The organism is Ralstonia sp. R-29, assembly GCF_049913345.1.
Taxonomy (GTDB): Bacteria; Pseudomonadota; Gammaproteobacteria; order Burkholderiales; family Burkholderiaceae; genus Ralstonia.
Genome location: NZ_CP184378.1, coordinates 446,831 through 464,287, shown reverse-complemented (window position 1 = coordinate 464,287; position 17,457 = coordinate 446,831). Strand labels below are relative to the sequence as shown.

The 17,457-nt window shown below is 65.9% G+C and carries 14 protein-coding genes; 5 read left to right on the top strand and 9 right to left on the bottom strand.

Annotated features, from left to right (window positions below; translation table 11 throughout):
* The first annotated feature begins 113 nt into the window (after nt 1-113).
* Together ACN9M1_RS19305 and ACN9M1_RS19300 are read left to right on the top strand one after the other, a co-directional pair.
* A complete protein-coding gene (locus tag ACN9M1_RS19305) occupies nt 114-2,246 on the top strand; it encodes a TonB-dependent receptor (protein WP_426400166.1) in 2,133 nt (710 codons plus the stop codon).
* A gap of 14 nt (nt 2,247-2,260) precedes the next feature.
* Entirely contained in the window at nt 2,261-3,406 is a 1,146-nt protein-coding gene (locus ACN9M1_RS19300; RefSeq protein WP_426400165.1) for a PepSY-associated TM helix domain-containing protein, read from the top strand.
* Nucleotides 3,407-3,410: 4 nt separating this feature from the next.
* Here ACN9M1_RS19300 and ACN9M1_RS19295 read toward each other — a convergent pair whose 3' ends face one another.
* Complete coding sequence (locus tag ACN9M1_RS19295) at nt 3,411-4,127, bottom strand: ArsR/SmtB family transcription factor (protein ID WP_426400164.1); 717 nt, start codon at nt 4,125-4,127, stop codon at nt 3,411-3,413.
* Between the two features lie 95 nt (nt 4,128-4,222).
* On the opposite strand from ACN9M1_RS19295, the gene ACN9M1_RS19290 reads away from it, so the two are divergent.
* The 3 genes from ACN9M1_RS19290 (at nt 4,223) to ACN9M1_RS19280 (ending at nt 7,016) form a co-directional block, all read left to right on the top strand.
* Entirely contained in the window at nt 4,223-5,353 is a 1,131-nt protein-coding gene (locus ACN9M1_RS19290; RefSeq protein ID WP_426400163.1) for a cytochrome P450, read from the top strand.
* Between the two features lie 23 nt (nt 5,354-5,376).
* Nucleotides 5,377-5,721 (top strand): antibiotic biosynthesis monooxygenase family protein, encoded by a 345-nt coding sequence (locus ACN9M1_RS19285; protein WP_426400162.1) that lies wholly within the window; start codon nt 5,377-5,379, stop codon nt 5,719-5,721.
* Nucleotides 5,722-5,861: 140 nt separating this feature from the next.
* Nucleotides 5,862-7,016 carry a Gfo/Idh/MocA family protein gene (locus ACN9M1_RS19280; protein WP_426400161.1) on the top strand — a complete coding sequence of 385 codons (1,155 nt, stop codon included), beginning with the start codon at nt 5,862-5,864 and terminating at the stop codon, nt 7,014-7,016.
* A gap of 66 nt (nt 7,017-7,082) precedes the next feature.
* On the opposite strand, the gene ACN9M1_RS19275 is transcribed toward ACN9M1_RS19280, so the two are convergent.
* The 8 genes from ACN9M1_RS19275 to ACN9M1_RS19240 all read right to left on the bottom strand — a co-directional run bounded on the left by ACN9M1_RS19275 (nt 7,083) and on the right by ACN9M1_RS19240 (nt 17,454).
* A complete protein-coding gene (locus ACN9M1_RS19275) occupies nt 7,083-7,376 on the bottom strand; it encodes a hypothetical protein (protein WP_366171151.1) in 294 nt (97 codons plus the stop codon).
* A 154-nt stretch (nt 7,377-7,530) separates the two neighbouring features.
* Nucleotides 7,531-10,791, bottom strand: coding sequence for a bifunctional cytochrome P450/NADPH--P450 reductase (locus ACN9M1_RS19270; protein WP_426400160.1), 3,261 nt, complete (start codon nt 10,789-10,791; stop codon nt 7,531-7,533).
* A gap of 152 nt (nt 10,792-10,943) precedes the next feature.
* Nucleotides 10,944-11,735: a DUF2968 domain-containing protein gene (locus ACN9M1_RS19265; protein ID WP_426400159.1), complete on the bottom strand. Its 792-nt coding sequence runs from the start codon at nt 11,733-11,735 to the stop codon at nt 10,944-10,946.
* A gap of 235 nt (nt 11,736-11,970) precedes the next feature.
* On the bottom strand, nt 11,971-13,371 hold the full coding sequence (locus tag ACN9M1_RS19260) for a sigma 54-interacting transcriptional regulator (RefSeq protein WP_426400158.1): 1,401 nt from the start codon (nt 13,369-13,371) through the stop codon (nt 11,971-11,973).
* Between the two features lie 15 nt (nt 13,372-13,386).
* Complete coding sequence (locus ACN9M1_RS19255) at nt 13,387-15,180, bottom strand: TadG family pilus assembly protein (protein ID WP_426400157.1); 1,794 nt, start codon at nt 15,178-15,180, stop codon at nt 13,387-13,389.
* 9 nt (nt 15,181-15,189) lie between these two features.
* Nucleotides 15,190-15,522: a DUF3613 domain-containing protein gene (locus tag ACN9M1_RS19250; protein WP_426400156.1), complete on the bottom strand. Its 333-nt coding sequence runs from the start codon at nt 15,520-15,522 to the stop codon at nt 15,190-15,192.
* Nucleotides 15,519-16,442: a hypothetical protein gene (locus ACN9M1_RS19245; protein ID WP_426400687.1), complete on the bottom strand. Its 924-nt coding sequence runs from the start codon at nt 16,440-16,442 to the stop codon at nt 15,519-15,521. Before ACN9M1_RS19245 ends, ACN9M1_RS19250 begins: the two co-directional genes overlap by 4 nt.
* 22 nt (nt 16,443-16,464) lie before the next feature.
* Complete coding sequence (locus ACN9M1_RS19240) at nt 16,465-17,454, bottom strand: type II secretion system F family protein (RefSeq protein ID WP_426400155.1); 990 nt, start codon at nt 17,452-17,454, stop codon at nt 16,465-16,467.
* Nucleotides 17,455-17,457: the final 3 nt, after the last annotated feature.

The window sequence follows — 17,457 nt, the reverse complement described above, 5'->3', positions numbered from 1 at the left end:
TAGGAATTGTTCTCATTAGTATTTGCGCCTTCAAACTCTGAAGGCGCGCCGGCTCTGATGGGCAAGGCGGCCTCCTCCGCGAGGGCGGAGCCATTTACTTTACGGGAACTGCAATGCCGCCGAAATTTCGACGAGAGGGTCTGCGTCTGTCTCTGGCCGTTCTGGGGACGCTGCCATTCTGGAATGCCGCGATGGCGGCCGACACGATTGCCGCAGCCGACGCGGGCACGCTGCCCACCTCTACCGTCACCGGCACGCGCGGCAACACCAGCTACGACACGCCCATCGCCAACACCGCCACGAAGATCCCGGTGCCGCTGCGCGAGATTCCGCAATCCGTCAACGTGGTGCCGCGTGCGGTGATCCAGGATCAGGGTGCGCTGTCGATCAACGACACGCTGCGCAACGTGCCGGGCGTGTCCGCCTCGTTGGGGGATGCGCAGCGCGATCAGGTGACCATTCGCGGATTCTCGTCGATCAACGACCAGTACGTCGACGGCTTGCGCGACGACTCGCTCTACTTCCGCGACCTGTCGAACATTGACCGCATTGAGGTGCTGAAGGGGCCGGCCGCGGTGCTGTACGGGCGCGGTTCGTCGGGCGGCATCATCAACCGCGTGACCAAGAAACCGTTGGCCACACCGCTGGCAGAAGTGGGCGTGGTCCTGGGCACCGAGGGCCAGAAGCGCGCAGAGTTCGACCTGAACACATCCATCAACGACGACGCCATCCGCGCGCGCTTGACCGGCGCGGTGGAAGATTCGGGCGGCTTCCGCAACGACTACTTCCTGCGTCGCCAGGCTATCTCGCCGTCGTTCCTGTTCAACCTGGCGCCCGATACCAAGCTGACGGTGCAGTTTGACTACCTGCACGACAACCGCATTGCCGACCAGGGCGTGCCGGCGTACCGTGGCCGCCCGGTCGACGTACCGATCGAAACGCGCTACGGCTCCGCCAATGCAGGCGCCGGCAATGTCGACTCCACCATGAAGAGCGTGACCGGCACGCTGGACCACCGCTTCAACGAGCAATGGTCGTTCCACAGCGTGGTGCGCAACTACGAGTATTCGCTCGGCCGCAACAACTACGTGACCGTCAACAGCATCGTTGATGGCGCCGTGCCGACCGCGCGCCTGGGCGTGAACCAGCGTAACCGCAGCGACCGTGGCACCGTCTGGCAGAACGAGCTGACGCAGAAGGCGAATACCTTTGGCGTTGAGCACACGCTGCTGTACGGCATCGAACTCGGGTATCAGGACAAGAGCGACCGCGTGGCCGCGGCCGCAGGCACGACCTCGGTCAACCTGTTCAATCGCGTGCTGCCGGTGTTGCCCACGGTGCCTGCCAACGCCACGCCGACCAACTACGGCCTGTCGCACAACGAAACCTACGCCGCCTATGTGCAGGACCTGATCAAGTTCTCGCCGCAATGGACGGTGCTCGCGGGCTTGCGCTATGAAATCCTCAAGCAGAGCCGCGACGACCTGACCCCGCGCAATGCCGATCTGGCGCGCACCGACAAGCCGGTCAGCCCGCGCCTGGGCGTGGTGTATCACCCGATCGAGCCGCTGTCGCTGTATGCGTCGTACAGCCGCTCGTTCCAGCCGCTAGCGGATAGCTTTACGTTCTTCAACAACAGCAGCGCGCTGGCCCCGCAGCGGACCACCAACTACGAGATTGGCGCCAAGTACGACCTTTCGTCCGGTGCGAGCGTGACGGCCGCGCTGTTCGACATGAAGCAGACCAACCTGACGGCCGCCGACCCGGTCACGCTGCTGGGCGTGCCCATCGGTACGCAGCGCACGCGCGGGCTGGAGTTGTCATTCACGGGCGAGATCGTCAAGACATGGTCGCTCATGGCCAGCTATGCCTATCTGAACGGCCGCCTGGAGAACCCGTTCGACCGCAGCGGCACGGTGGCCGTCAACGGCAACCAGCCGTCGCTCACGCCGCGGCATAGCGGCTCGCTCTGGCTCAAGCACGATCTGCCGAACGGCTTCTACGTGGCCGGCGGCGTGCGTGCCGAGGGCGCGCGCTACGCTTCGCAGTACAACCTGACCACGCTGCCCGGTTATATGACTGTCGACCTGGGCGCCGGTTATCGCAGCAAGCATGTGGACGTGACGCTGAACCTGCAGAACCTGTTCAACCGCGCGTACTACGTCTCGGCCCACGGCGGCGCCGAGAACTACAACATGCCGGGTGCGCCGCGCATGGCGCTGCTAGGCGTGCGGTACAAGATGTAAGCGGCGAACAGGCAATGCTGCGACGGGTGCTCTTCCGCCTGCACTGGCTGATAGGGTTGTCAGCCAGCGTGGTGCTGGCCGTGGTCGGCGCCACTGGCGCGCTGATGGCATACGAGGATCAGCTGCTGCGCTGGCTCAATCCCGGCGTGCTCAGCCTGCCCGCCCGCACTGGCCCGGCACCTGTCTTGGCGCAGGTGGCCGAGCAGGCGCGCAACGCCATCCCCGAGCGCGCCATCACCTTCGTCACGGCGGCGGCTGACCCGACAGAACCGTGGCGCGTCTGGTATGCCTGGCCACCCGGCCAACGCGGCGGTAGCAGCCGTGGTGAATTGCGCTACATCGATCCGGCCACCGGCACACTGCTGCCCGAAGCGCGTGGGCAATCGTTCTTTGCCACCACCAAGCTGCTGCACCGTACATTGCTGGCCGAGGAGGTGGGCAAGCAGATCGTCGGCGCCAGCACCATCGCCCTGGTGCTGATGGCGCTGTCCGGCTTGTACCTGCGGTGGCCGAAACGCATCACCAATTGGCGAAGCTGGCTCGTCATCCGCTGGAGCCGCACCGGGCGTATCCGCTGGTGGGACGTGCACACCGTCGTCGGCACGCTGGTGTTGCCGCTGTATGTGCTGGCGGCGTTCAGCGGGCTGTACTGGGCGTATGACTGGTACCGCGATGGGTTGCAGCGCATGGCCGGCATGCCGGTGGCCGTCAAGGCCAAGGCGATGGACGGCCCACGCAAGCCGCTGGATGAAGCCGCACTGGAACGTGTGTGGACGCATTTCGTCGCGGCCGCGCCCAACTACGGCACCGCCACACTGCGCATCGACGACGCCCGCAACGGCAAGGTGGAAATCAACTGGTTGCCTGCGGATGCCCCACACGATCGCGCATTCAATCGACTCACGCTGGATGTCACCACCGGTGCAGCCCTACGCAACGAGCCCTTTGCCGACAAGCCACCGATGCAGCGTTTGCTGGCCGGCATGCTGCCATTGCACAACGGGCGCTATTTCGGCCCGATCGGCGTGGTGTTGGTGATGATTGGGGCGTTGATGCTGCCGGTGTTTGCGGCAACGGGGTGGTGGCTGTATCTGGACCGGCGCAGGCGTGCGCAACCGCAACGGCGACATCAGCAAACCGTGCCCGCACGCACGGCCTAAGCAGTTAGCGCGCGAGCCACGCGCGCAGATTCCCCTGCCCGGCCTCCGTTACCACCAGCGCGCGCGAGTGTTTCTGCCGCGCCAGCCACCCCAGCGCGATGCAGCGCTCGGCCACCGCGGCACCAAGCGCGCCCGCCAGATGCGGACGGCGCTCGCTCCAATCCATGCAGCCGTAGGCAAAGCGGCGCCGGCCGTTTTTTTGCAACGCGTTCACATCGATACCGATGGCCGCGAAGGCGCGCTCGCCGTCGGGCGTGACGTCGTATGCGGCGTGAGTTTCGTCCTGCGGGTTCAGCCAGCCGCGCGCCAGCAGCGTGGCCGACACCTCGATGCCCAATTGCCCGGCCAGGTGGTCGTAGCAGAGCCGCGCGGCACGCAGGTTTTCCGGCACGGTGGAACGGCGCGGGTCGGCCGGTTTTTCTGGCGCCACCACCATCAGCGATTCGATCATCTCCGCCACCGCCGGCGAGCGCAGCCCGAAGTACTTGTAGCGCCCGCTGGCCAGTGAGGTGATGAGCGCATCGCCCTCGAGCCGGCGCAGGTGCGCGCTGGCCGTGGCGGGCTCCACGCCCGCGCCGTAGGCAAGTTCCTTGGCGGTCAGGGCCCGCCCTTCCATCAGCAGCAGCAACATGCGGATGCGGGTCGGGTCCCCAATGGTGGCGGCCACGCGACCGATATCCGGTTGCGTGGCGGGTTGGGTAGCTTGGGACGATGCAGTCATGGTTCGGTGCAGACCAAACTGTTGGCGCGTGACAGGCGAAGGGACCATCCAGACAATGGGGCATCTTACTCCTGCGCCCAAATTGCGATTGCCCCATGGACACCGCCCTCGCTCCGCCTGCCGACCCGCTGCACGCCATCGTGCACCCCGATCCCGCGCCCTACTACGCGGAGCTTGCCGCCACGCGCCCGCTGTTTTTCGACGGGGCACTGGGCTGGTGGATTGCCGCTAGCGCCGATGCCGTCGACGCTGTACTGGGCAGCGCCGCATGCCGCGTCCGCCCCGCCGATGAACCGGTGCCCAAAGCCGTCGCCGCATCGGCCACGGGGGCATTCTTCAGCCGCCTCGTTCGCCAGATCGACGGCCCCGACCACAGCGTGCGCAAGACCAGGATGATGGCCGCATTGGGCCGGCTGGACGCTTCCGCGCTGGCCGCCCGTGCGCATCGGCAAGCCGATGCCGCCCTGCCCGACGTGGCGCAGCTCGACACCGCACTGCACGCCGACGCCCACTTCCGCGTGCCGCTGGCCACAATCGCGCAAACGCTGCTCGACGATCGTGCGGATACGGCGGCTTGCCAGGCCAACATTGCTGCGTACTTGGCGGCATTGAGCCCTGCCGCCGATGCCTCGACCGTGCAACACGCCGATACCGCGGTCAGCCGCCTGCAGCAGCGTTTTGCCGATTCCCCCCTTGCGACCGACGATGACGATGCGCAGATCAGCAACCTCGCCGCACTGCTGGCCCAAACCTACGACGCCTGTGCGGGCTTGCTGGGCAATTGCATCGTCGCGCTATCGCGGCAGCCGGCGTTGACCGATCGGCTTCGCGCGCAGCCGGCCGAGATCGAGGCCTTCGTGCGTGAAGTCCTTCGCCTGGATGCGCCCGTGCAGAACACGCGCCGCTTCGTCGCCGAAGACATCACGCTGCTCGGCCAACCCATGCGCGCCGGCGACAAGATCCTCGTGCTGCTGGCCGCCGCCAACGTGGATGCCAAAGCCAACCCCGACCCGCTGCGCTTCGACACGGGCCGCGCGCAGCCGCGCCTATGGACCTTCGGCGGCGGCGTGCACCGCTGCCCTGCTGAAACGCTGGCCGTGGTCATCGCACGCGAAACGGTGCAGCATCTGCTGAGCTTGCCTGGGGTGGCTCGCTGGCTCGCCGGCCTGGGCGAGGTCACCTATCGGTCGTCGCCCAACGCACGCATTCCTGTCTTTCACGTTTGATTGTTCCCACTCGGAGCCAGCCCATGATCGCCGTCATCTTCGAAGTCGTACCCGCCCCGGGCCAGCGCGATGCCTACCTCAACGTGGCCGCGCGCCTGAAGCCGCTGCTGGAGCAAGTCGACGGCTTTATCTCCGTCGAGCGCTTCCAGAGCCTGACGGACCCCGACAAGATGCTGTCCCTCTCGTTTTTCCGCGATGAAGAGGCCGTCAAGGCCTGGCGCAACCTGGAACAGCACCGCGCCGCCCAGCATTTCGGCCGCGAACACGGGTTCGCCGACTACCGCCTGCGCATTGCCCACGTCGTGCGCGACTACGGCCTGAACGAACGCGAGCAAGCCCCCGGCGACAGCCGCGCCGAGCACCGTTGAATCCGTCGCGAAGGGTTGATACAGCGGGTGTGACCCGTCGCGGGCACCGCCTTTGCTAATCGTTCTAGACCCCCGCACGGTTTTGCGCGCCGCACCATGGCGCCGGTGCGACCGTGCGCAACGATTGCAAAGGAATTGTCATGTCTACCGCTTTTCATGAGGTTGAGCGTGAGCCGCAAGCCGCACCCGCGCGCACCGTACGCAAGCCGGTGCGCTACGCCGTGGTCGGTGCCGGGTGGATATCGCAGGCGGCGTTTTTGCCCGGCGTGGCTGAAAGCGGCAACTCCGTCGTCACAGCCCTGGTGACGGGCGATGCGGTCAAGGCCCACGCGCTCGGCGCACGCTACGGCATCGAGCACATCCACGGCTATGCCGACTACGAGCAGCTGCTCGCCAGCGGCGAGATCGACGCCATCTACCTCGCCCTGCCCAACGACATGCACCGGCAATACGCCCTGCCCGCCCTGCAACGCGGCGTGCACGTGCTGCTGGAAAAGCCCATGGCCACCAGCGAAGCTGACTGCGAAGCCATGATCGACGCCGCCCGGTCCGGCAACGCCAAATTGATGATCGCGTACCGACTGCATTTCGAGCCCGCCACGCTGGCCGCCATCGAGCTCGTGCGCGCGGGCAAGCTGGGGGAGGTGCGCGCGTTCTCGGCGATGTTCAGCCAATCCGTGGCGCCATCCAACCACCGCGCCAGCCACGGTTATTGGGCCGGGCCCGTGTCCGACATGGGGGTGTATCCGATCAACGCCGTACGCAATCTGTTTGGCGAAGAGCCCGTGGAGGTGTCCGCCATCGGCGTGCGCGAGTCGGGGGTGCCGTTCAACTTTGACGATACGGTGGCCGTGACGCTGCGTTTTGCCAGCCACCGCGTCGCCCAGTTTGTCGTGAGCTACAGCAGCGCCAATGTGGATCAATACCGCATCGTCGGCACGGAGGGGGATCTGGAAGTGTCGCCGGGCTTTACGTTTGGGGTGGGCCTGCGGCACCGGCTCACGCTCGGCGGCAAGAGCCGCGAGCAGGCCTTTGAAGCCACCAACCAGTTTGGCGGCGAGCTGCAGTACTTCTCCGATTGCATCCTGCACAACCGCGAGCCCGAGCCCAATGGCGAAGAAGGTCTGGCCGACGTGCGCGTACTGGCAGCGATTGAACGCGCGCTGGAGTCGGGGCAACCGCAGAATCTTGGCCCGTTCCAGCGCCATGGGCGCATGGAGGGCGCGCAGGTGCGCAAGCTGCCCGCCGTGCCCGCCCCTGAGCTGGTGGATGCCGCGGAGCCGAGCAAGGGCTGACGCAACAACGCAAATCGCCCGCAACGAAGGCGGGCGGGCGTGAACAAGACAGCAGGGTCGGGAGCGTTACAGCTTGAGATGCTGCACGGCGTCGCGCATGCGCAGGCGCGTGGACACGTCGGAATTGTTGGTGTTACCGCCAGCACCATCGGTTTCCATGGCGTTGTCGCAATGCCACTCGGTGGCGGCGCCGGTATCGCTCAGTGCGCAGACACGGTGGGTCCAGCGGTCCCACACGAACACGTCGCTACCCGCCTCTCCGGAGAGCAGCGGCTCGAACCGGTACATCCACAAGTAACCGGCGCCCACCAGGGCAAATACAAGAATCGCGGTCCAGGACGCTTTGATTCGGCGTCGCATTGTCATTTCTCCTCGGGAGTGCCGCGCCGGACGCGTCAGACAGGGCGTCACCAGGCCAAAAGCACGGAACTCGGAGGGCAAATCCTAACATGCGACATGCCCGCCCCCGCCTTACAGGGTTGTGGCAAATCAACCTTGGTGACGACCCCCTAACTCAATTGAACACATCCTGCCGATACCGCCCAGCCTGCATCTGCGCGGTCAGCCAGGCCGATGCGGCGGCCAGGTCGCTGCCATAGCGCGCCTGGTGCATGCGGATGAGCGTGTCACGTACGGCAGGCGCCATGGCCCGGCCATCGCCGCATACATACAGCGTGGCACCGGCATCGAACGCAGCCCAGACAGCGTCTCGTGCGTCCCACAAGGCGTGCTGCACAAAGCGGTGCGGATGCGCCTCGACGCACGAATACGCGGGGAAGATCCGCACCACGCCAGCCGCCTCCCACGTGCGCAAGGTGTCGCGGTAGAGGAAATCGTGTTCCGGGTGGCGGCAGCCGAAGCACAGCAGCGATGCCGCCACGGTCTCACCCGCCGCCTGCTGCGCGGCCCGCTCCTCCAGAAAGCCACGGAACGGTGCAATGCCGGTGCCGGCGCCAATCAACACCATCGGCTTACCGGGGTCTGCATCCGGCGCGAACGGCGGGTTGGGCGTGCGCACCGCAGCAGCGATCTCCGCGCCGGGCGGCAACTGCATCAGGTAGTGCGATGCCGTGCCGCGATATGTGCCCACGCCCGACCACGCCGGCCCCGACACCGTACCCACCGTCAGTGCTGCAACCCCGGGCGATACACGTGCCGACGACGCAATCGAATAGAAGCGCGGCCGCATGGCGCCCACGCGCGCGAGAAAGCCCTCCAACGTCAGCTCAATGGCGGGAAAGCGGATCAGCAAGTCCAGCACGCTCACGTGCGCGGTGTGGATTTCCTGGTCGAAACGCTGGGCGGCTTCGTCGTCGCCCATCCACACCGCGAGCTGGCCTCGTGTGAATGGGCAGCGCGTGGCCGCATGCAGCGCGGCAATGTCGCGCGCCGTGGCGGTGTCTTGCAGTTCCACAAAATCGCGCAGCAACTGCCGCACCGTCACGGGCTGGTTGAGCGGCAAGTGGCGGACATGCGCATGTTGTGCCGTCAGCGTGACGAGTGCCTCGCCTTCCAGACCAAGTCGCGCGATAGCCGTATCAACGCGGTCATCCGCATTGCGTGGGTACACGGCCAGATGGTCACCCGTAGCATAGGTCACACCTTCCGGCAGTTGCACGGTGAGGTGCCGTGTGGGGCCGCGTGGCGCCTCTCGAGCGACATCCCATAGGCCAGCGGGGTCGCCGACGAGTTCTTCGTTGCTGAGCACACGCATCGCCCGCGCGTTGGCGGGCAACGTGGCGGCGCGCATGGCGTCGGGTGCGAGATAGTCCACGCGGACGGGCGATACCTCGGCCGTCGACTGGCGGGCGCCGAGCGCGCTCCACAGGCTGCGCGTCCACGCATCGACGGCGGCGTCGAAACCGCCGTTGCCGTCCGCCTCGCCGCGCGGGACGATGGCTTGCGCGCCCAACGCTGCCAGCATCGCGTCTACCCGTTTCGGAAACGCCTGAAACGCTGGCCACTGTGAGTTGCCGCAACCCAAGACTGCATAGCGCAAGCCGGGCGCTTGCCGTGTCGGCGCATCGTTGGCATCGAGCCGCGCTTCCAACGTACGCGCGCTGTCCGGCGCACGGCCGTTGTAGGTGGCCGCCACCACGATCAACGTGCCGGTTTGCGGCAGCGTGTCAGCCATGGTGTCGAGCGGCGCCACCTTGGCATCAAAACCGGCCCGCGACGCGGTGGCCGCCAGCTGCTCGGCGATGTCCTGGCAGGTGCCGAGGCTGCCGCCATACAGCACCTGCATCGGCTCGCCACCGCCGGCGAGTGCGATGGGCGCATTGGCGGCAGCACTCGCATCCACCGTAGATGGCGTCAGCGCCGACAACCGCTCACGCGCGCTGCGCCGCCGTGCGCGCAGGCGGAAACCCTCCGGCTTGAGCGTCAGCGTTTCCTTGATGTGGAAGGCGTAGTCGTACGGGTCGGACAACGCAAAACGCTGCAGGATGATCGCCAGGGCGAGCTTGGCTTCAGTCAGCGCGAACTGGCGGCCGATGCAGGCGCGCTCGCCATTGCCGAAGGGCTTGTAGGCGTGCGGGTGGATGCGGGCTTCGTTCTCCGGCAGGAAGCGGTCGATGTCGAACACCTCGGGGCGGTCCCACACCGCCGGGTCACGGTGCAGTGCCATCAACACCGTCACCACGCGCTGGTCCTTGCGGATGACGTAACGCCCGCCGATGCGCGTGTCTTCATACGGGGCCACGCCAAAGCTCGGCGCGGTCGGCCACAGGCGCAGCGTTTCCTTGAGCACGCGTTCGATCACGTCAAGCTGCGCGAGGTGCGCGTACTGCGGCACGGTATCGCCGGGCAGGACGCGATCGACTTCGGCATACGCCTGCGCCAGCACGGCCGGGTGGCGCAACAGCAGATACAGCGCGAAGGTCAGCAGCCCGCTGGTGGTTTCATGCCCCGCAATCAGGAACGTGATGACTTGGAAGCGGATGTTCGTGTCGTCCAGCGGCTCGTCCGTGACGGGGTCGCGCGCGTTGAGCATCAGGCCCAGCAGATCGCTCGCGCCGGTGGCGCCATCCTTCGCCTGGCGGCGCGCGCGGATCACCTCGTCCACGAGTTGGTGCATGGCCGCCACATCTTGCGCGAACTGACGATGGTGCGCGCGCATGAAGCGGTCTTTGATCGGCAACCGGGTGAGCTTGCCCATGGCTTCGGACAGCACGCCCACCATGGCCGACAGGAACGGATGCAGCTCGGGCGTGTTGAACGAATCGAAGCGGTAGCCAAAGCCCGCCAGCGAGATGGTGTCGAGCGTGAGCCGCGTCATGTCGTCGGCGACGGGGATGTCGGCGTCGGGGCCTTGCCGCGCCCACTTGTCGGCCAGCGCGTTGGCCACCTCGAGCATCACGTCGAAGTAGCCCTTCATGGCCCGCTGACTGAACGCGGGCAGCAGGATGCGGTGCGCCTTGCCCCAGTTGGGTTCGTCTGGATGCGCGGTAAAAAGGCCGTCGCCCGCCCCCGCCCGCAGGAACGACAGCGGCGGCCCAATCAGCTTGCGAAAACGCGTTTCATCACATAACTCGGCCACCAGATCGGCGGCATAGACGAACGGCACACGCCGGCCGGCAAAGTCCAGCTGATAGAGCCCTTGGGGGAACTGCCGGCTGATTTCCAGAAACGTCTGGGCCACGCGGTCTTTGGGCAGTTGCAGCAGGTTGCCGAGCCACGGCAACCCTTTGGGCTGCGGAATGGGCTGTGGGAGGGGCTGCGCCGCCAGATCGACCATGGCGGAGACATTGGCGGGCAACTCGGAAGCAGAACGCATGCGCGATCGACTGCGAAAGTGGAGTGCCAGCCAATCTACGCGCAGCACCGCAACGGATCAAACTACCCGGCCGTGTTTGAACAACCGCCCCTAAAAGTGCATCGGGCGACCCGTGGGCCGCCCGATTGTTGTGGAATGAGGCAATGCGCTTGTCAGCGCCGACGTTGCGGCTGCGTTGCGTTGAACGGTGCGTTGACCTGCGCTTCCAGCTCGCGGATCTGGCGCTGCAGCTCGTCCACGCGGGCGCGGGCGGCACGGCGTTCGATATCAAGCGCCTCGGCTTCCGTACGGGCGACCTTCTGGCGCTCCTGGGCCTGGGCCTGTTGCTGGCGCTGGATGTCGAGATCCGTCTTCAGGCCGCGCAGATGCTCCTGCTGTGCGGCAATCCGGCGCTCGGCACGCTCCTTCTGAGCTTCCAGGCGGATGCGCTGCAGCTCCAGGTCGGCCATCGTCCGCGTCTGCTTGGCAAAGTCGCTGTACAGGCGTTCGGCCTGCGCTTCGTTGGGGGTCTTGATGACGCGCCAGAGGTCTTTCTGCTGGAACAGCGTCACGTAATACGTCAAATCGCTCTGCGCAAACAGGAGGCTAGCGCCATAGGCACCGTTGTAGGTGGTGCGCAATTCCGACAGCTCCTGGGCCTGCATGCGCTGTTGCAGTTCGAGCACGGCGCTGGTGCTCGGGGCCGGACGTTCCGCCCGGGCCGTGCTGGCTGCGGTGGCCTGCGTGCTAACGGCGGCGGTGGCCGGTTGCCCCACGGTGGCAGTCAATGCCGGCACGGGCGCGGCAGCAATCGGTGTGATGGCCGTGGGTGGTGCGGCCGGGCTCTGCGCCACCACCGGCGCGCAGGCGGACGTGCCCGCCATGATGGCCACCGCGGCCGCGATGGCCCATCCCCTCTGAAACGCCTGTTGCGACGCCTTCCCTGACTGTTTTGTAGTTGTCATCTCGACCCTGTGGATTCTGCGCGGGTGTTTGCAGCCGAAAACTATACGCGATCCGCTGCCCAAGTGGCGTACGCGCAGCCCCGTCGGGAGGGAGGGTGTTGTATCGGGCTCAGCGCCTTAGAGCCCCTAACAAAACCGCCCTGGCGTCGTTGCGCCTCCCGCAGTGACCAACACTCGGTGCTACTTGCACTGTCTGCGTCGGCACGCCTAGCCAGGACAGTTTTGTTAGCGGCTCTTACTCCAGCTCGCGCAACTCGGTTTCGCCGTCGGCAATCTGGTATTTGCGCATCTTTTCCCACAGCACCTTGCGGCTGATGCCGAGCGTGGCGGCGGTGTCCTGGCGGCGCCAGTGGTTGGCATCCAGCGCGGCGAGGATGCGGCGGCGCTCTTCCGCGCCATCGCCGTTGCCGTTGCCTCCGTAGCCGTTGTGCCCTCCGTGACTGCCGTCGCGGTCAAACGCATCGCGTTGCAGGCCGGCAAACAGCGGCAGGATGCGTGCCTCCTCCCACCGGCCAAACTGGCGCAGTGTGATGCCAATGCGCTCGGCCAGGTTGCGCAGCTCACGCACGTTGCCGGCAAAGTACGCGCGCCCCACCGATGCACGCACCCATTCGGGCACCGGCGGCAAGCTCTCGTAGGTTTTGTCGCCCAGCAGATAGCGCAGGAACGACAGCAGCAGCGCCACCTTATCTTCCGCGCCGCGCTGCTCCAGGCTGGGGATGCGCAGTTCGATCACGGCCAGACGGAAATACAGATCGGCGCGGAACTTGCCCGTGGCCACCATCTCGCGCAGGTTCTTGTTGGTGGCGGCCACCAGGCGGAAATCCAGCTTCACAGGCACCGTGGAGCCCAAGCGCGTGCACTCGCTGTCTTCCAGCACGCGCAGCAGCTTGACCTGCTGATAGAGCGGCAGATCGCCCAGTTCATCGAGAAACAGCGTGCCGCCATTGGCCTGCTCGAAGTAGCCGCGGTGCGCATACATGGCGCCGGTAAATGCCCCCTTGGCGTGGCCGAAGAATTGCGATTCGAACAAGCCATCGGGAATGGCCCCGCAGTTGACCGCCACGAACGGGCCCTTGCCGTAGACGCTGTTTTTGTCGTGCAGCAGACGCGCGATACGCTCCTTGCCCGCGCCCGTTTCGCCGTAGAGCATGACGTTGCTGTCGCAGTCGGCAAAGGTGTCGACCTGCTCCAGCAAGCCATGCATGGCCGGCGATGCGGCCACCAGGGCGCTCTGGTCGGGCGATGCGTCCTGCGCGGACGTCATCGACGGCAACACCTTGGCGATCTGCGCGCGCAACTCCGCCGCGCCAAAGTCCGGGCCCAGCACGTGGGTGTATTCAGGCGGGAAGCGGCTTGAGTCTTGCAGCGTATCGGCGGCCACCCAGATGACCGGCATCCCCTGCGCGGCCTGCCAGTCCAGCACGGTAAAGCCGCCGCTTTCCACCACCGACGCGCTAATAATGGCCACGCTCGGCTTCATGCGCGGCTCGGCGGGCTGGAAGTCGATGCCGCCCGCGCGGATCACCTCGGCCCCGAACGGCGCCATGAACCGCGTCACGCGCTCGGCAATGTCGTGCCGCCCTTCCCACACGAAGATCTCAAGCGCTTCGTACGCCCAGCGATCGGTTTTCATGGTGTTGCGTCCATGTCAGTACACGAGGTCAGCTGCGTCGCAGTCGAGCGAGCGCAAGGCCACATCGGCGTAGCCAATGTCCAGCCCGATGGCGTTCAGCAGCGGCCCCACGGTGTTGATGATGACCGTATCGAGAAGTGGCCCGATCAGGCTCAAGGTTGACGTCAACAGCGCCAGCACGGGGGCTAACACTGCATTCACCACCCCAGTCAATGGCGTCGATGGGTAGGTCGAAATGCTGGGCTGCAAGCCGCCGAGCAGCCCGCCCAGGTTGGTGCAGGCCGACTGCCCGACAGCACACGTGGACACCCTCGGCGGGGCATTGCCATTGACATCGGTTTGCGGAGATTTCCCGATCTGCGAAACGGCGATCGTCTCATCGGTCCAACTCGTGTTGGACAACGGCACGACATTGGCTTTCAGACCCACCGTCACGGTGGTCACAAGTGGCACCGTCACCGACGCGACAGGGGCCGGACTCGCCGATGCGCAAGCGGTCATACTGTTCACGGCCGTATCCGCGCCCTGTGCAAGGCATACCGATACAGGCTGCGGCAACACGCTGATGGTGGCTGTGGATTGCGACCTGGGCACGGCGCAGGTGTTTTTCTTCGCGCCGGCTTGGGCGCTTGCAACCAACAAGCCGATCGGCAAATTCATTGACAGCAACCCTGCCGCTGACACATTGACGCCCAGCCCAACACGCACTTGGGCTGTCTTCGCCTGCGTCCGCCAATTGCCTGAGGCATCCTTGCCCGCCGGCCCGATGGCGATGACCGGTGGTTCAATCACCTTCAGGCTGACATTGACCGTACCGACGCCGGGCGCATTGATCGCGAGTGCCGGCACATTGACCGCGGAATTACCGTTGGCGATCTGTGCAGCGGCCATGATCAGATCGAGTGCATTGACCGTCGTGTCCGCCGCGGCTTGCTCGTTGCTTGGCTGCGATAGAAAATCCGCCTGCGCAACACTATCGCCCTGCAGAACGTTGAGTATCCCGACGCTGGAGGTACGCGCCACCAAATCGACCGACTGGTTGATGAGGCCGTTGTTGATCAGGATCTGGTTGCTCGCCGCTGACCCGCTGGCGGGCATCACGCCGACCGTCACACCGCTGATGTTTGCCAGGCTCAGCACTGTCTGAATGAAGCTCTGCAGCGTTTTAGCGCTTGCGTTCAGCGACAGCAATTCCTTCACGCTGCCGGCACCAAACGCCACCGCCAAGTCGCCCAGCCGGATGTTGGCATTGGCCAAGCCGCTATAGGACACCAGATTGACGCTGCCGCCCAGCAGCAGGCCAAGCGCCTGGTTACGGTTGGCGTCCGTGGCGGCCAGGCCAGAGCCCAATGAGAACGACACAATGGACGTGTTTGCAGCAATGGCCGTGGCTGTCAGGTTGCGCTGCCCCACGGTAAAGAAATACGGCACGTTCTCCGTCAGGGTGACTTTCGCCGCGTTGGTGGTGCCGTCCATCGCCGCCTGGGGCGTGAAATAGGTCGGAGGGGTACCAGAAACGTTGTCCCAGAACCCCACCTGCACAGTAGGAGTGATGCTCAAACCGTTCTGATTCACGCTCTGTTGCGCGGCATTGTTGGCGGCGCCCAGTTGCTGCACCGCTGCCATCGCTGCCAAATCTGCCGCCCGCTGCAACGCCCGCTGCGAGTAAAACAGGTTACCGATATCCACCGACACCAGCACGGCCAGCCCGATGGTCGTCACAAAGACAGCGGTCATCACGCTGATGGCGCCCTGCGCGCGGCGGCGCAAGACAGCGTAGTGACGAAGGCGGGCAGCAGATCGATGCATGGCGGAAACTCAGCGCCCCGACTGCTGCACCACGTTCAACGTGGAGGGCCGCGTGCCGGACTGCGACTGCGACAACCCGGGCATCGGCTTATTGAACGAATCGAGATAGCGCTGATACGCCAGCGCTGCCTGCTCGCCACGCAGCGGCACGAACTCGCCGGCGTACGTGCCCTCGCGCTGAGCCTTGAGCAGCGCGCGCGTGGCATCGCCGACATGGTTGCCAACGCTGGGCGCAGAGGGTTCTGCGTTTGGCTGCGCCGAGCCCGAGAAACCCTGCGCGCCCGCTGCACCGCTTGCGAGCCATGCCGCCATGCCGGCGGTCAACAGCATCCGATGGATCATTGCGCGTTCTCCAGTGTGTCGAGCAAACGCCCGCGCTGCAAGGCAAGCGGGTTCATAGAGGGGCGGCCCGCCGTGGTTGCGGCAGGCTTGGCAGACGCGGCGGCCACACTGGTGACTTGCGTTGCAGCGACAGCGCGCGCCACAGCCGACACGGCGGGCGCCGTATCACGGGCAATACGGCGGTCACGCCAGGCGCTCTTCACACGCGCAGCGTCGTCGTCGATGGCCTTGCGTGCGGCGGAGCTCAGTTGCGCATGCGCAGCCAGCGATGCGGCATCGTCCTTGCGGTCGTTCACGGTCAGCCAGATCACGAGGTTGCCGGCGATTTTCGGGTTGGCTTCGGCCATCTGCTGGGCCTGCATGAGCGGCACGCGCGCCTGCTCTACCTCGCCAGCACGCATCAGCGCATAGCCGAGGTCGCTCACGGTGTTGGCATCGGTCGGGTTGGCTTGGGCGGCCACCTGCAGGCTGCGCGCGGCTTCAGCAAAGTGGCCTTGCCGGCCGGCCGTGATGCCCAGGCCGCGCCATGCGCCGGCATTGAGCAGCGCGCCTTGCGTGCCCGCACCCACGGCCGAGGTAGCGGCAATGACGGCGCGGTAGCCGGCTTCAGCGGCGGCAAGTTGGTCCGTTTCGCGCTGGGCATCCGCGCGCATCAGCAGCACCTCGGGCGCACGCCCATAGCGCTGTTCGTACGCGTCGATATGCGCCAGCGATGCGTAATACAGCCCCTGCTCCTGCATCTTGCGGATCAGAGAGAGGTACGTCGCCGGGTTGTTGATCTCGGCCTTCTCTTCGCTCTGGCGCTGACGGGCCATTTCGATATCGACGTCGGCGCGGCGGCTCATGTCAGAGCCAGCCATCGAGCCGCAGCCGGTCAGCAGCGTCAATGTGGCCAGGGCAAGGGCGCTGCCCGCGCGCATGGCGATCTGGATTGTCGTCACCTCAACCTCCTCCTGCGACGTGTTTCAGGCTGCGCATCACACCCATGAAGCCCGGCCCCGCCGTGATGATCAGCAGTGCCGGCAGCAGCGTGATGACCATCACCATGGTCATCTTGACGGTCAGCTTGCCGATGCGGTCTTTCATGCGCGCGCGGCGGTTCTCCTGCAAGCGCAAGCCGAACTGGCGCAGCGGTTCCTGCACTGCGCCACCAAAGCGATCGACCTGCGTGAGCAGCGTGATCAGGCCCTTCAAATCTTCGTTGTCGAACAGGCGTGCAATGCGCAGCAGCGTCTGCTCGCGTGGGCGGCCGGAGGCGAACTGCTGGTTGGCACGCCCGAACTCGCCGGCCAGCACGGGCAACATGCCGTGGAATTCGCTGGCGATGACCTGCAGGCTCTGGTCGATCGACAGGCCCACGCCCTGCAGCAGGCGCAGCATGTCGACCATCACCGGCAACTCGTCATCAACCCGACGGCGGCGGTCTGAGGAGCGATAGCCGAGATACCACTTGGGCGCGAGATACCCTTCCGCAAAACCCATGAATGCCCACAGCACGGCATGCCCCGCCGTGGGCGCCAGAATGAAGCCCAGTACCGCAGACGCCGGCGGCAACAGCATCCGGATGCCGCCAAACAGCGTGCGGGCGTGCTCGCCATAGAAGCCGCATTCCTCCAGCAGCTTGCGGTCTTCGTCGGTGACGATGCGCTGGCCCAGCGGCGTGTCGATCCAGCGTTGGCCCACCTTTGCAATCTGCTGCTGCAACTGCTGCGCTTCGCGCATGCCGTGCGGCCGTGGTTGCAGGGGCGCCGCCGGCACGGGCGTGGCCGCGGGCACCACGCCGGCTGCGGTGGCGCGCACGTTGGACAACGCCGTATCGAGCTTACGCACGCTGCGGTGGCGCATCAGCACCGCGCGCACTGCCATGCCGCCAAACAGCAGCAAGCCAGCGGTGGCGGCGGTCAGGCTGAGTGTGAGAAAGACGTCGTCCATATG

Bases quoted from the DNA above. Each gene is read 5' to 3' on its own strand.
- ACN9M1_RS19305 (WP_426400166.1), top strand. From the start codon at position 114: ATGCCGCCGAAATTTCGACGAGAGGGTCTGCGTCTGTCTCTGGCCGTT.
- ACN9M1_RS19300 (WP_426400165.1), top strand. From the start codon at position 2,261: ATGCTGCGACGGGTGCTCTTCCGCCTGCACTGGCTGATAGGGTTGTCA.
- ACN9M1_RS19295 (WP_426400164.1), bottom strand. From the start codon at position 4,127: ATGACTGCATCGTCCCAAGCTACCCAACCCGCCACGCAACCGGATATC.
- ACN9M1_RS19290 (WP_426400163.1), top strand. From the start codon at position 4,223: ATGGACACCGCCCTCGCTCCGCCTGCCGACCCGCTGCACGCCATCGTG.
- ACN9M1_RS19285 (WP_426400162.1), top strand. From the start codon at position 5,377: ATGATCGCCGTCATCTTCGAAGTCGTACCCGCCCCGGGCCAGCGCGAT.
- ACN9M1_RS19280 (WP_426400161.1), top strand. From the start codon at position 5,862: ATGTCTACCGCTTTTCATGAGGTTGAGCGTGAGCCGCAAGCCGCACCC.
- ACN9M1_RS19275 (WP_366171151.1), bottom strand. From the start codon at position 7,376: ATGCGACGCCGAATCAAAGCGTCCTGGACCGCGATTCTTGTATTTGCC.
- ACN9M1_RS19270 (WP_426400160.1), bottom strand. From the start codon at position 10,791: ATGCGTTCTGCTTCCGAGTTGCCCGCCAATGTCTCCGCCATGGTCGAT.
- ACN9M1_RS19265 (WP_426400159.1), bottom strand. From the start codon at position 11,735: ATGACAACTACAAAACAGTCAGGGAAGGCGTCGCAACAGGCGTTTCAG.
- ACN9M1_RS19260 (WP_426400158.1), bottom strand. From the start codon at position 13,371: ATGAAAACCGATCGCTGGGCGTACGAAGCGCTTGAGATCTTCGTGTGG.
- ACN9M1_RS19255 (WP_426400157.1), bottom strand. From the start codon at position 15,180: ATGCATCGATCTGCTGCCCGCCTTCGTCACTACGCTGTCTTGCGCCGC.
- ACN9M1_RS19250 (WP_426400156.1), bottom strand. From the start codon at position 15,522: ATGATCCATCGGATGCTGTTGACCGCCGGCATGGCGGCATGGCTCGCA.
- ACN9M1_RS19245 (WP_426400687.1), bottom strand. From the start codon at position 16,442: ATGCGCGCGGGCAGCGCCCTTGCCCTGGCCACATTGACGCTGCTGACC.
- ACN9M1_RS19240 (WP_426400155.1), bottom strand. From the start codon at position 17,454: ATGGACGACGTCTTTCTCACACTCAGCCTGACCGCCGCCACCGCTGGC.